Raw genomic sequence first — 13267 nt, forward strand, 5'->3', positions numbered from 1 at the left:
CGGCCCTCCTGGGGTGGACCGCGGGACGTGTCCTCCAGGCCGGGGACACGACTTCCATCTTCAGCGGGCCACCTGGGGGCCCGCGAGGTGACCGTTGGATTCCTTCTTCACCTCGCTCAGCAAGCGCCAGACCATGATGTTGCTCACCGCGGTCACCTTCGGGGGCCAGGAGAGCATGGCGGCGCTGGAGCACCTGCCGGACGAGGAGGGCGCGCTCTTGCGCCACCGCGCGCAGGAGATCCTCCAGATTCCGCGCGAGAAGCGCCTGCCCGCGGTGGTGCAGGAACTCAAGCGGCTGATGAAGGACCGGCGCGGCCAGCTGTGGACCGGGGATCCGGAGCGGCTGGCGGCGCTGCTCCAGCGCGAGCGCGGCGCCCTGGTGGAAGTCGCCCTGCGAGCGCTGCCCGGCAACATGGCGGAGGCCGTGCGCGGCCATCTGCCCCCCTCTCGCGTGAAGCTCACCCGCGAGGTGCGGCCGCAGGTCCTGGACATCATCCGCTGGAAGCTGGAGGAGGCGCTGTCGCGCGAGGCCGCGGGCCAGTCCGCGGGTTTCAAGTTCGCGGACGTGCTCAACCTCCAGACGCGTGAGTTGCTCACGGTGAGTGACCGCCTGGGGGCGCGCGTGCTTGGGCCGGCGCTGGCGGGCCTGCCCGAGGAAGAGCTGAACGGCCTCATGGAGTCGCTGCCTCCGGACCTGTTCCAGCTCATGAGCAAGTCCGTGGCGGCCAATGCGCCGCGCAAGCTCCCGGAAGAGGACGCGCGCGCGCAGATCAACCTGCACGAGGGCTTCAACCGGCTGGCCGGCGCCATCCGCAGCGCGGGCGTGCAGCGGCTGGCGCGCGCGTGCGTGGCGCAGTCCCCGGAGTTCGCCGCGCGCATGCTGGAGAAGCACCGCGGCGAGTTCGGCCACCTGGTGGCGAAGTGGGTGCGCGAGGAGCGCTCGCGGCCGACGGCCCGGGGCGATGGCGGACGCACCGACATCGTCATGGACCTGGAGCGGCTGGCCGTGCGCGGCCTCATCGAGCGGCCCGTGCGGCTGATCACGCCGCCGCGCCCCGCCGCAGTGCTCCCTCCACCGCCGGGGGCCCGGAAGCCCGCGCCCGCGGCTCCGGGAGCCCGTCCCGAAGCTCCGGGAGCACGCCCCGCGGCTCCGGGAGCCCGTCCGGGGGCAGCACCCGCGCCGCGCGAGGGCCTGCGCACCACAGCCCCGGATCCGTCACGCCCGCCCGCGCTCCGAGCCCCCAAGGCCCTGCGGGGAGCCCCTCCCGCCGGAGAGTCCGCGGATGCGGGCGCCAAGCGCGACTTCATGGCCGAGCGCGCGGCCCGTCGCGCGGGTGCTGCGTCCAGCCGTGACGCGGGCCCGGGCGCGGCGCCCCCCGCCGGACGTCCGCGCCCGGCGCCGGGGGAGGAGCGGGGCTCGTCGGTGGGGCCCGCGCCCCGCGCGTCCATGGCTTCGCCAGAAGGGGACGCGAACGGTTCGAAGATGCGCCGGATGCCAGTGGAGCGCGAGCGCGGGCCCGCGCCCCGTGCCTCCATGGGGGCGCCGGAAGGTGAGGCGGGTGGTTCGCAGATTCGCCGGATGCCGGTGGAGCGCGAGCGTGGGCCCCCGCCCCGCGCGTCCATGGCGGCCCCGGAAGGGGATGCGAACGGCTCCCAGATGCGCCGCATGCCGGTGGACCGGGGCTCGTCGGTGGGGCCCGCGCCCCGCGCATCCACCGGGGCCATTCCCGGCCGCCGTGATCCAGAGGGCGCCAGGCCCGCGCGTCCCGTCCGGCCGGAGCCAGACGGCGCCCGCATTGGACCCCCGCCCTCGCGGCTGGGTGCACGCGGCGCGTCACGCCCGCCGGAGCCGGATGCGCCGGAAGGCCGCTCCGTCCGGGCCGAGCGCCCCGCGCGGCCTCCCGCCGACGCGGAGGAGCGCGCCCCCCGTCGCCCGGAACCCTCAGGGGAAGCCGCTGATGGGGCCCGCGTGCTGCGCTCGCGCACGGGCAGCCGTCCTGCGGCGCGTCCCGAACCGGGGGGCGAGCCGGAGCGTCCCCCGCGCGTGCTCTCCAGCCAGGCATCCTCGCCCCGGTCCTCGGAGGGAACGCAGGTGGGCCGCCGGCGCCCGCCTCCCACCGATCGGCCGGGCCCGGATGACGCGGGCGGTCCGGGAGGGCGTGGACCGCGCGGCGGAACGCGCTAGCATCCGGTCTCCAAGGAGCGGCCCATGGCGATCGGCAAGGTAATCAAGGGGGACGGGTTGGCGGAGTCGGTGGTCGTCGCCACGTCCGAGCGACCGGCGCTGCGTCCGCCGCGCGCGGGCGTGATGAACGCCGAGGTCTTCGAGGCGCGCCAGGGCGCCCAGGGCATCATCGAGGATGCCCAGCGCGAGCGTGAGCGCATCCTCGCCGAGGCCCAGCGTGAGAAGGAGGAGCTCTTCGCCAAGGCGAAGGACCTGGGCCGTCAGGAAGGCATCGCCCAGGCCACGGAGCTGCTCCTGCGCGCGAAGATACAGGCCGGGGAGATGCTCAACTCCCAGGAGCAGGACATCATCGCGCTGGCGCTGAAGATGGCGGAGAAGATCCTCGGCCGCGACCTGGAGCGCGAGCCGGAGCTGCTGGTGGACATGTGCGCCGCGGCCATCGACAACCTCCGCAACGCGCGCGCCATGGTCCTGCGCGTGCACCCGAAGACGGCCACGGTGCTGCGCGCCAAGCGCCCGCAGCTGATGGAGCTCATCGGCCGCACGGTGGACCTGGCCATCAAGGAGGACCCGGAGGTCGCTCCCGTGGGCTGCATCGTCCAGACGGAGTTCGGCACCGTGGACGCGCAGCTGCCCACGCAGCTGGAGATGCTCCAGAACCTCCTTCAGCCGGACACCGGTCGCAAGAGCGGCCCTCCCTGAGCTTGCTGGCCAACGCCGCGCCCTAGAGCCTCCCGGAATCCGCCATGGCCATCGACCTTTCGCGCTACTACGACCTCATCAAGGAAGCGTCCCTCGTCCGGGTGCGCGGCCGCGTCACGGAGCTGACGGGGCTCGTCATCAAGGCGAGCGTGCCCAACGTGCGCATCGGCGAGCTGGTGCTCGTCAAGAACCGCCAGCGCGGCCTGATGAAGTCGGAGGTCGTGGGCTTCGTGGGCGACGAGGTGATGCTCATGCCCCTGGGCGAGCTGTACGGCATCGGTCCGGACAGCGAGTGCATCCCCACCGGCCGTCCGCTCACCATCAAGTGCGGTGACGGGCTCCTGGGCCGCGTGCTCAACGGCATCGGCGAGCCCATGGACGGCATGCCCCTGGAGGGGGAGAACCTGATCGACTGGCCCGTGGACCGCGACTGCCCGGACCCCTTCACCCGCCAGCGCATCGAGCGGCCGCTGCCCCTGGGCGTGCGCTGCATCGACGGGCTTCTCACCGTGGGCGAGGGCCAGCGCGTGGGCCTCTTCGCCGGCTCCGGCGTCGGCAAGTCCACGCTGATGGGTCAGATTGCCCGCAACACGCAAGCAGACCTCAGCGTCGTGGCGCTCATCGGCGAGCGTGGTCGCGAGGTTCGCGAGTTCATCGAGGACGCCATGGGCGAGGAGGGCATGAAGCGCGCCGTGCTGGTGTGCGCCACGTCCGACCAGCCCGCCCTCGTGCGTCTGCGCGCCGCCTACGTCGCCACGGCCATCGCGGAGTACTTCCGTGAGCGCGGCGGCAATGTGCTGTTCATGCTCGACACGGTGACGCGTCTGGCGCGCTCCCAGCGCGACATCGGCCTCGCCATCGGCGAGCCCCCGGCGCGTCAGGGCTACCCGCCCAGCGTCTTCTCCATGCTGCCTCGCATCCTCGAGCGCACGGGCAACTCGGCGAAGGGCAAGTGTACCGCCATCTACACCTGCCTCGTGGCCGGCGGTGACATGGAAGATCCGATCGCCGACGAGGTCCGCGGTATTCTCGACGGCCACTTCATCCTCAACCGTGAACTGGGCGCGCGAAACCAGTGGCCGGCCATGGACGTGCTCCAGAGCCTCAGCCGTGTGATGAGCGGCATCGTCAGCAAGGAACACAAGAAGGCCGCCGGCAAGCTGCGCGAGACGCTCTCCACCTACGAGAAGCAGCGCGACCTCATCCTACTGGGCGCCTACCAGGCCGGCGCGGACCCCAGGACGGACTACGCCATCGAGAAGTACGACGCCATCATCGACTTCCTCAAGCAGGACACCCACTCCAACTCCCCGTACGAGGAGACCGTGGAGCAGCTCATCGCCCTCTTCGAGGACTGATGCCTCCGGGGGAGGCGCGTGGACGGGCCGTTTCCGGGTAGGATGGCCCGACCATGCCCCCGTACCGGTTGCAGGTGTTGCTGGACATGCGTGAGAAGGCGAAGGAGGAGGCCGAACAGGCCTTCTCGGACGCCGTCAAGGCGCTGGCGAAGGAAGAGCAGGAACAGAAGCGCCTGGAGGCGGAGCTGGAGCGCCGCCGCAAGGAGCGCAAGGCCAAGGTCCAGGAGTACTTCCAGCAGATCATGGCCAAGGGCGCCGGCATCAACGGCATGAACATGATGGGCCGCTTCGAGCAGCGTCTGAAGGACGACGAAGCCCAGGTCGCCCTCCAGATTGAACACCAGAAGGAGGTCGTCCGGACGGCGGGCCGCCTGGTGGAGCAGCGCCGCATGCTGATGGCCGAGGCCGCCAAGGAGCTCAAGGCCATCGAGAAGAACAAGGAGAAGTTCGTCAAGCAGGTGAAGAAGGAACGCGAGGATCGGGAGGAGTTGGGCCAGGAGGAGATCGGCAGCGCCTTGTTCCTGGCCCGCCAGCGCAAGTAACCTCCCGCCGCCTTCCGCTGTATCTGGAGAAACGCCATGAGCCGAGTTGATGACGATCGTGATGCCGCGCGCTTGGCGGAGCGGATGATCCAGGAGCGCAAGCTCGCGGAGGCGAAGACCCAGAAGCGCGTGCAGGGCGAGTCCGTCTTCTCCAAGCTGGTCCAGCAGGGACAGGCCGAACAGGCCCAGCCCAAGCAGGCGCAGGAGCTGAAGCAGCCCCTGGGCAAGCAGGTGCTGGCGCGCCTGGCGCAGGGACAGGGCAAGACCTTCGACGAGAAGCTGGCCCAGAAGGAGACCGCCTTCGCCAGGCCCGGGGAGTCCACCCAGGGCGCCCAGCAGTCCCAGCGCAACATCGAGTCGCAGGGCCTGTCCAAGGGCGGCGAGGCCCGCAAGTCGGAGGTCGTGGAGGAGAAGCGCTCCACGGACGTCCGCGAAGGCGACATGAACAAGGCCGAAGGTCAGGCCGGCCGGCTGAGCCAGGAGAAGGGCGAGCTGAAGATCGACGTCAACGCCGGCGGTGGCAAGGGCGCGGGCGGCGGGGGCAGCAAGGAGAAGGACGACAAGGGCGCGCAGATGGCCGGCGCGGGCTTCCGCTTCAACCCCGCGCTGATGGCGCCGGTGCCGGTGGCCAAGCCCAAGGACACCGCTGGCTCCGAGCGGCTGCGCGCCATGGCGAACGAGATCGCCCAGAAGATCGTCGAGCGCGTGCGCGTGGGCACCAACGCCGCGGGCAACGCGGAGTTCCAGATCGACCTGCGCGGTGACGTGCTCAACGGCCTGTCCATCAAGGTCAGCGCGAAGAACGGAAAGATTTCCGCCGTCTTCAGCGGCAACGACCGCGACACCTTGAAGATGCTGGAAGAGCAGAGCGACGGCCTGCGCAGCGCCCTGGGTGGCCGGGGGCTGGCGCTTGAAAATCTGAGGTTCGAGGCGAAGACATGAGCCTGGAGCCGGACGACGAGCCCGGAGTCTTTGAGCGCACCATGTTGGTCGACACCCGGAAGCTGGGACCCCCGCCCCCGAAGTCCGCGCAAGCCCCGGCCCCCGCGCCGGCCCCGGCTCCGGTGTCACCCTGGCGGAAGTTCGCGTTCACGAACCTGGAGAAGGTGTCGCGCACGCAGGGCCAGCTGGCGGAGCGGATGCGTTGGCTGACGCCCAACGCGGGCACGCTGGAGACGGTCTGCGCGCGCCTCAAGGCCCTCTTCGACGTGGACGTGCGCCTGTCGGTGGAGTCCGCCCAGGCGCGCCCCATGACGGAGCTGCGCCGCTTCCTGGGGGACCCGTCCTTCCTGGCGGTGCTGGCCCCCGGCGCGCTCAAGGGCCGGGTCATCCTCGAAATCGAGCTGTCGCTGGCGCACTCGGCGGTGGACCTGCTCTTGGGCGGCGCCGGTGAGACGGTGGGCCTGCGCCCCCTGACGGACATCGAGGAGGGCGTGATGGGCTACGTCGTCCTGGAGGCCCTGAAGGAGCTGGTGCCCGGGCTGCAGCCGGGCGTTCCCCGGCCCCGGCTGGACGGCGTGGCGCGCGGCGTGGATGAAGTCTCCGCTCGCCTGGGCGAGGACGGCCCGATGCTGGCGGTGCACCTGAACGCGGTGCTGGGCTCGCACCGCGGCATCGTGCGGCTGGTGGTGCCGTCGGCGGTGCTGGAAGCGGCGGAACCCGCGGTGGAGAGCGCCCAGCGGCGCGACCACCGCCGTCAGGACATGAAGGCGAACGGCCGGCGCCTGTCCGCGCTGCGCGACTGGCTGCGCGCGGAGATTGGCGTGGCGGAGCTGTCCGCCCAGGACCTGGCGTCCCTGCGCGTCAAGGACGTGCTGCTCCTGGACATGCTGTCGGCGCGGCCGGACCGGGGCGAGCCCGGCACGGCGCAGCTGCGGCTGGGCCTGGGGCGCACCGGCCACTTCCTGGCGGACGTGTCCGTGGAGCACGGCCGCTACCGGGCGCGCATCACGGACATCATCCCCGGGGAGCCGGGCAACCCGCAGGGTGGGGAGTCCGGGGGCGGGTCGGAAGACAACGAGGACTTCACCAACCCGGAGCTGGGCGTTCCTCCGGAACTCGAAGGGGCGGCATTGGACGACAAGGACGGAAGCGATCTGCTCAGCGACCTGCCCCTGCAGGTGGCGGTGGAGCTGGCGCGCGTGCCCATCACGGCCGAACAGGTGGTGGGCCTGCGCACAGGCCAGGTCATCGACCTGCGCCGTGGGGCGGGTGAGCCCGTGGACCTGTCGGTGAACGGCAAGGTGGTGGCCCGGGGCGAGCTCGTGGAGCTGGAGGGCCAGCTCGGGGTGCGCATCATCCACCTGAGCTGAAGCGTTTGCGCCCATGCGTCACAAGGCAGGCGGGCAGGGGGGCGTGGTCGTGCCCGGGCCCGTGGCGGTCCTGACTCGGGTGCACTAGGCTCGCGCCCATCCATGGCGGTCCTCGGTCTCTCCTCCTCGCGCCTGTTGCTCGGCGCCGCGCTGCTCTTCGCGTCGCCCGCCGTCCTGGCGCAGGCGCCCGCGGTCTCCACGCCTGACGCCTCCGTGGCGGCACCGGCCCCCCAGGCCCCCGCCGCTCTGGCGCCCGCGAAGGACGCGGCCGCCGTACTGACTCCAGAGGCGGCCCCGGCTGCCTCGGGTGACAGCGCGGCCCGCGCGAAGCGCCACGCGGACGAATTGGACCGCGAGCTGGGCGTCTCCGAGGCCGAAGGCGGAGAAGCGCAGGAGAGCCTGGGCTGGGTGGTGGTGCGCACGGTGGCGCTGCTGGGCGCGGTGATCGCGGCCATCTACCTCACGCTCAACGTGGGCCTGCGCCGGCTGATGGGCCTGCAGGGCGTACCCGTGGGCAAGGCGTCGGTGGTGTCGGTGATGGAGCGCATCCCGTTGGACCAACGGCGCACGCTCTTCGTCCTGAAGGCCGCGGACGAGTACCTGCTGGTGGGTGGCGGCGAGGGTGGCGTGCAACTGGTTTCGAAGCTGGACCGCGACGCCGTGGAGCGCATCCGCGCCGCGCGGCCGCCGTCGTCGCCGGTGTCCCTGAGTCCTTTCCTCCAGAAGCTCCTCTCCCGCCGGACCGGTGGCACCACGCCGCCGCCGGGCGTCTGAAGGCCGTCACGTGAACCGTTCGTCTCCCGCTCGCCCGCTGCTGTTCCGCGCTCCGCCCTGGCTCTTCGCGGCCCTCGTGTCGCTGCACCCCTTCGTCGCGTCCGCGGCGAAGAAGGGCGGCGACTCGATGCCGGATGAAATGGTCAAGGAGGCGGTGAGCTCCGACTCCTTCACCTCCCGTCCGCTCATCCTCATCCTCGCGCTCGCGGCCATGTCCCTGGTCCCGTTCGCGCTGATGATGGTGACCAGCTTCGTGAAGATTTCGGTGGTGCTCTCCATCGTCCGCTCGGCGCTGGGCACCCAGCAGATTCCCCCGACCCAGGTCATCACCGGCCTGGCCATCATCCTCACCGTCTACATCATGGCTCCCGTGGGCCAGGAGATGTACCGGGCGGGCGGCATCGACATCTGGTCCCGGGGGACGTCCGTCTTCTCCTCGGAAACGGTGGGCACGATGCTGGGGGCCGCGGACAAGTCCAAGGAGCCCCTGCGCGACTTCCTGATGAAGAAGGTCACCAACAAGGACCGCACGCTCTTCTACAGCCTGGCGAAGAAGATGCGGAAGGAGGAGGACCGCAAGGACATTGGCCCGAAAGACTTCATGGTCATCGTCCCGGCCTTCGTCGTGTCCGAGCTGAAGGAGGCCTTCCAGATTGGCTTCCTCTTGTTCGTGCCCTTCATCGTCATCGACATGGTGGTGGCCAACATCCTGCTGGCGCTGGGCATGCACATGCTGTCGCCCACGACCATCTCCATGCCCTTCAAGCTCTTGTTGTTCGTGCTCGTGGACGGCTGGTACCTCATCGCCAAGGGCCTGGTCATCGGCTACCTGTAAGGAGCCCCGTACTCCCATGAATCAGCTCACGTTCATCACCCAGGAGGCGCTGTTCCTGGTGCTCGTGGTCTCCGCGCCGCCGGTGCTCATGAGCCTCCTGGTGGGCTTCCTCGTCTCGCTGTTCCAGGCCACCACGCAGATTCAAGAGCAGACGCTCTCGTTCGCGCCCAAGGTCGTCCTCGTCTTCGGCGTGCTGGCCATGACGGGCCCGTGGATTGGCGGTCAGCTCCTGCGCTTCACCTTCCACGTCTTCGACCGGTTTCCGGCGCTCATCGGCAGATGAACATCGGCGAAGTGATGGCCGAGCTGGGTGCTCGGGTCAACCTGTCGGTCACCATCTTCACGATGGCACTCATCATGTGCCGCGTGATGCCCATCCTCATCTTCAGCCCGTTCCTGGGCGGCGAGGTCGTTCCCTCGGAGATGAAGCTGGGCCTGGGCCTGATGGTGTCCGCGGTGCTCTTCCCGTCCGTCGCGGACCGGATGGACCGGATTCCCTTGAGCGCGCTCCCGTACATCGGGCTGTTGCTCAAGGAGGTCTTCATCGGCGTGGCGCTGTCGTACATCGTCAACATGGTGTTCGACGCGGCCCGCGTGGCCGGCACGCTGATGGACACCATGTCGGGCAGCAACAACGCCCAGCTCTACGTGCCGCAGCTGGGCACGCAGGTGTCGCTCTTCTCCAGCCTCAAGGTGCAGCTGTGCGTGGTGCTGTTCCTGTCGCTGGACGGGCACCACATCATCATCCGGGCGCTCGGAGACAGCCTCGCCATCGTGCCGCTGGAGGGCTTCCCGCGCTTCAGCCGCGGCGTGTGGCCCTTCTTCGACCTGATGATCCGCTCCTTCGCGGACCTGTTGAAGATCAGCCTGGCGCTGGCCGGCCCCGGCATGGTGGCCGCGTTCGTCACCGACCTGTCCCTGGGCGCCATCAACCGCGTCGCGCCGCAGATCCAGGTGTTCTTCATCTCCATGTCGCTCAAGCCGCTGGTGGGCGTGTTGATCATGTTCATCGCCATCCATGTCGTGATTGGCCGCATGCAGCAGGAGCTGGTCAACATGCTCCGCATGTTCCAGCACGCCATCCAGATGCTGGCCTGAGCCGGCTCAAGCCTCCCGGGATTCCTCCATGTCGGACGAGAGTGGCGACAAAACAGAAGAACCGTCGCATAAGAAGCTCGACGACGCGCGCAAGAAGGGTCAGACCTGGAAGAGCAAGGACCTGACGGGCGTGGCCGTGCTCGTCGCGGGCCTGGGCATCGTCAAGGGCACCTGGGACACCGTGGAGAGGGAGATCTCCACGCTCTTCCGCTTCAGCTTCGATGCCATCGCCCACTCGCAGGACCTGGGGCTGGCGACGACACAGCTGCTCATCATGGGCCTGCGCACGCTGCTGCTCCTGACGGTGCCCATCGTTGCGGGCGCGGCGGTGCTGGGCGGGCTGATGGACTTCCTTCAGGTGGGGTCGCTCTTCACCATCGACCCGCTCATCCCGAAGTTCGACAAGCTCAACCCCATCGCGGGGTTGAAGAACATGTTCTCGAAGAAGTCCTTCGTGGAACTGCTCAAGAACCTCATCAAGATTTCCGTCGCCGCCTACGTCGTCACCGGCGTGGTGCGGGACTCGATGCCCCTGGTCATCGAAACGGTGCGGCAGGACACGCACGGCATCATGGCCATCATGGGGGAGATCCTCTACCGGGTCTGCGTGCGCATCGTGATGCTCTTCGTCATCTTCGGCGTGTTCGACGTGTGGTGGCAGCGCAAGTCGTTCATGAAGGACATGATGATGACGAAGGAGGAGGTCAAGAAGGAGTACAAGCAGAGCGAAGGCGACCCGCACCACAAGGCCAAGCGCAAGGAGCTCCACCATGAGATCATGGAGGGGGCCCAGATGGAGGCCGTGAAGGACGCGAGCGTCATCGTCACCAACCCGGACCACGTCGCGGTGGCGCTGATGTACGACCAGAACAAGGACGGGGCGCCGCGGGTGCTGGTGAAGGGCATGGACGCCAAGGCGGAGCGCATCAAGGCGCTGGCGCGCGAGGCGGACGTCCCCCTGCTGCGCAACGTCCCCCTGGCGCACGCGCTCCTGCGCGTGGAGGTGGGCGAGGAAGTCCCGGAGGAGCTCTACGACGCGGTCGCCGAGGTGCTGAACTTCGTCTACGGGCTCAAGCATAAGCAGAACGCGGCGCCGCCTGCGCGCGCCTGAGGAGGAGGCCATGGCCAGCGACGAAGAGGCGGACATCGCCATCGCCATCAAGTACGACACCAAGGCGGACGGTGCCCCGCGCGTGGTGGCGAAGGGGATGCGCCTCAAGGCGGAGAAGATCCGGGAGATCGCCAAGCAGTACGGCATCCCGGTGATGCGCAATGTGTCCCTGGCGCACGCCCTGTACCGGGTGGACGTGGGGCAGGAAGTCCCGGAAGAGCTCTACGACGCGGTCGCGGAAGTGCTGAACTTCGTCTACGCGCTCCAGCGGGAGCATGCAGGCGGGCGCTGAAGGGGGCTGGACGCGGGGCCCCCACCTGTATTGAAGTCGGGCCACCATGGCCAGAATCAACAATCAGCCCCCCAGCACCGCGCTTTGGCCCTGGGGAGGTCCCCGCAGTGTCCGCGAGCGGCTGGTGGACCCGTCCCAGCTGGACCGGGCGAAGAAGCTGCGCAAGGCGGGCAACATCAAGAACCCGTCGATGCCCTCCGCGGCGCTCCTGGACTTCATCGGTCCGGCGCACTCGTCGGAAGAGCTCCGGTTGCCCCTGCCGCCCCACCCGGGCGGTCACGACGCGGACCTGGAGGGCTTCAGCGACCGGCCGCACCTGGCCAGCGTCGCGGGCCGCGGGGACGACGGGCAGCGCCGGATGCTGGAGCGCGGCCTGTCCAAGGTGAACGCGCCCCCGGAGCGCCTGGAGCGCCTCAAGGCCCTGTTGCAGCGCGAGTCCGCGATGCTGGGCCTGGTGGATCAGGTGAGCGCGGAGTCGCAGGAGATCATCCGCCGCATGTGGGAAGAGCAGAAGGACGAGGGCTACTGACCCATGGCGGCGCTGGACCCGGAAGATCCGCAGGACGAGGCGAAGCTCACCGCGCTCCTGCAGCGTTGGGCGGAGGGCAAGGCCACGCTCCGCGAGGTGCGCGGCTATTCCAACGACGAGCTGTACGCCATCGCCAAGACGGCCTACTTCTTCTTCTACCAGGGCCGGCTGGCGGAGGCGCGCACGCTCTTCCAGGGCCTCTACGCCATCAACCCCACGGACGTGTACTTCGCCAAGGCGCTCGGCGTGGTGGAGATGGCCGCCGGAAACGGGCAGGGCGCGCTCGCCGCCTTCGACGTGGCCGCCAAGCTGGCCCCCCAGGACCCGTCCGTCTACGTGGGCCGCGCGGAGGTGAAGTTGGCCATGGGACAGAAGCCCCAGGCCCTGGAGGACCTGCGCCGCGCGGCGGCCATGCCCCCGGCGGATGATCCGGTGGTACGCAAGGCTGGCGCCATGGTCACCGCCCTTACCCGGCGCTGATCCTCGGGGTGGGACCCGTCTCCTGGCGCGTTGGCTGGAAGCCCCGTAATCTCTGGTAGGCTGGATTCATTCACCTCAACCGATGGAGCGGTTCATGAGCACCCCCCCCAAGACACAGCTTCCGCTGCCCCCGGAGCCGCCGGAGCTGAAGGAGAAGCGCGACAAGCTGCTGGCGGAGCTGGATGTCCAGGGCAAGACGGCCCAGGGCACCTTCCTCCAGGTGGTGCGCAACATGCGCAAGCTGGTCGCCGCGTCGGCCCCCGGCACGCCGCTGGATGAGGGGATGTACAAGGACGTCACGGATTCGCTGAACCGCTTCATGAAGGACCCCATCCTGCCGCCCCCGGCCATCCTCGGGCACGTGGTGGAGTACCTGCAGTACCGCATCAGCACCTACGGCATGACCATCCAGAGCGCCGTGATGGAGATGAACCCGGAGCTGGGCGCCAAGTTCGCCGTGACGCCCCCGGTCGCCGCGCCGGCGGCCCCCGCGGCTCCTGCTCGCGGCGCGGGCGGGCACAAGACGTCGGATGGTTTCGAGAACTCCAGCCGCCCCAAGATCGCGCTGACCCGCGAGGACTCGCTGCCCGGCACCGCGAAGCCGGCGGACCCCCGCGCCGAGTCGCAGCAGCAGCTGGATTCCTTCAAGGCCTGGATGAAGAACCCGGCCCTGGGCAAGCTGAAGGGCTGATCCAGCCCGTGGTACCGAGGCGGGGAGCCGGGAAAAAATGATCCCGGGAAATTCCCAGGAAACTCCCGCCCCCCCTCACCGATAATCCTTTTGTAGCTGGTGCCGCACGAACCTATCTCGCAGGACCCGGAGACACTCTCATGGCCACGATCGACGTCTTCAACACGGCAGTGAACACCGCGAAGAACACCACCGGCACGGCGATGGACAAGATGATCGACGCCGCCCCGGCCGAGCAGAAGGGCTTCCTGCAGGCGCAGAAGCAGGTTCAGCTCGAGTCCCAGATCATGAGCACCATCACGAACCTCATGAAGAAGATGGACGACATGGCGATGGCCGCCGTGAACAACCTGAAGTA

At 69.3% G+C, this 13267-nt stretch carries 16 protein-coding genes; all 16 read left to right on the forward strand.

All coding sequences use genetic code 11. The features are described from left to right. Positions 1 to 94: 94 nt before the first annotated feature. Entirely contained in the window at positions 95 to 2185 is a 2091-nt protein-coding gene (locus D7Y15_RS20605) for a hypothetical protein (RefSeq protein ID WP_120580836.1), read from the forward strand. 24 nt (positions 2186 to 2209) lie between these two features. Continuing rightward, entirely contained in the window at positions 2210 to 2887 is a 678-nt protein-coding gene (locus tag D7Y15_RS20610; RefSeq protein ID WP_121753675.1) for a FliH/SctL family protein, read from the forward strand. A 44-nt stretch (positions 2888 to 2931) separates the two neighbouring features. Then, positions 2932 to 4245: a type III secretion system ATPase SctN gene (gene sctN / locus D7Y15_RS20615; RefSeq protein WP_120580838.1), complete on the forward strand. Its 1314-nt coding sequence runs from the start codon at positions 2932 to 2934 to the stop codon at positions 4243 to 4245. Between the two features lie 53 nt (positions 4246 to 4298). Further along, entirely contained in the window at positions 4299 to 4787 is a 489-nt protein-coding gene (locus tag D7Y15_RS20620) for a flagellar assembly protein FliH (protein WP_120580839.1), read from the forward strand. Between the two features lie 36 nt (positions 4788 to 4823). Next, positions 4824 to 5729 carry a flagellar hook-length control protein FliK gene (locus D7Y15_RS20625; protein WP_121753676.1) on the forward strand — a complete coding sequence of 302 codons (906 nt, stop codon included), beginning with the start codon at positions 4824 to 4826 and terminating at the stop codon, positions 5727 to 5729. Next, positions 5726 to 7099, forward strand: coding sequence for a type III secretion system cytoplasmic ring protein SctQ (gene sctQ, locus D7Y15_RS20630; protein ID WP_121753677.1), 1374 nt, complete (start codon positions 5726 to 5728; stop codon positions 7097 to 7099). Before D7Y15_RS20625 ends, sctQ begins: the two co-directional genes overlap by 4 nt. 102 nt (positions 7100 to 7201) lie before the next feature. Further along, entirely contained in the window at positions 7202 to 7873 is a 672-nt protein-coding gene (locus tag D7Y15_RS20635; protein WP_120580934.1) for a flagellar biosynthetic protein FliO, read from the forward strand. A 10-nt stretch (positions 7874 to 7883) separates the two neighbouring features. Further along, positions 7884 to 8708: a type III secretion system export apparatus subunit SctR gene (sctR, locus tag D7Y15_RS20640; protein WP_120580933.1), complete on the forward strand. Its 825-nt coding sequence runs from the start codon at positions 7884 to 7886 to the stop codon at positions 8706 to 8708. 16 nt (positions 8709 to 8724) lie between these two features. Continuing rightward, positions 8725 to 8991 carry a type III secretion system export apparatus subunit SctS gene (gene sctS / locus D7Y15_RS20645; protein ID WP_120528175.1) on the forward strand — a complete coding sequence of 89 codons (267 nt, stop codon included), beginning with the start codon at positions 8725 to 8727 and terminating at the stop codon, positions 8989 to 8991. Next, complete coding sequence (locus D7Y15_RS20650) at positions 8988 to 9806, forward strand: flagellar biosynthetic protein FliR (protein ID WP_120580932.1); 819 nt, start codon at positions 8988 to 8990, stop codon at positions 9804 to 9806. Before sctS ends, D7Y15_RS20650 begins: the two co-directional genes overlap by 4 nt. A gap of 28 nt (positions 9807 to 9834) precedes the next feature. Next, positions 9835 to 10917: a type III secretion system export apparatus subunit SctU gene (gene sctU / locus D7Y15_RS20655; protein ID WP_121753678.1), complete on the forward strand. Its 1083-nt coding sequence runs from the start codon at positions 9835 to 9837 to the stop codon at positions 10915 to 10917. Positions 10918 to 10927: 10 nt separating this feature from the next. Next, positions 10928 to 11209 (forward strand): EscU/YscU/HrcU family type III secretion system export apparatus switch protein, encoded by a 282-nt coding sequence (locus D7Y15_RS20660; protein WP_120580930.1) that lies wholly within the window; start codon positions 10928 to 10930, stop codon positions 11207 to 11209. Positions 11210 to 11255: 46 nt separating this feature from the next. Beyond that, positions 11256 to 11738 carry a hypothetical protein gene (locus tag D7Y15_RS20665; protein WP_120580929.1) on the forward strand — a complete coding sequence of 161 codons (483 nt, stop codon included), beginning with the start codon at positions 11256 to 11258 and terminating at the stop codon, positions 11736 to 11738. Between the two features lie 3 nt (positions 11739 to 11741). Further along, entirely contained in the window at positions 11742 to 12218 is a 477-nt protein-coding gene (locus tag D7Y15_RS20670; protein WP_120580928.1) for a SycD/LcrH family type III secretion system chaperone, read from the forward strand. 94 nt (positions 12219 to 12312) lie between these two features. Continuing rightward, entirely contained in the window at positions 12313 to 12909 is a 597-nt protein-coding gene (locus D7Y15_RS20675; protein ID WP_126936331.1) for a hypothetical protein, read from the forward strand. Between the two features lie 140 nt (positions 12910 to 13049). Then, on the forward strand, positions 13050 to 13267 hold a 218-nt coding region (locus D7Y15_RS20680; protein ID WP_120580926.1), incomplete at its 3' end, for a hypothetical protein.

This window comes from Corallococcus sp. AB030, from assembly GCF_003668965.1.
Lineage (GTDB): Bacteria > Myxococcota > Myxococcia > Myxococcales > Myxococcaceae > Corallococcus > Corallococcus exiguus.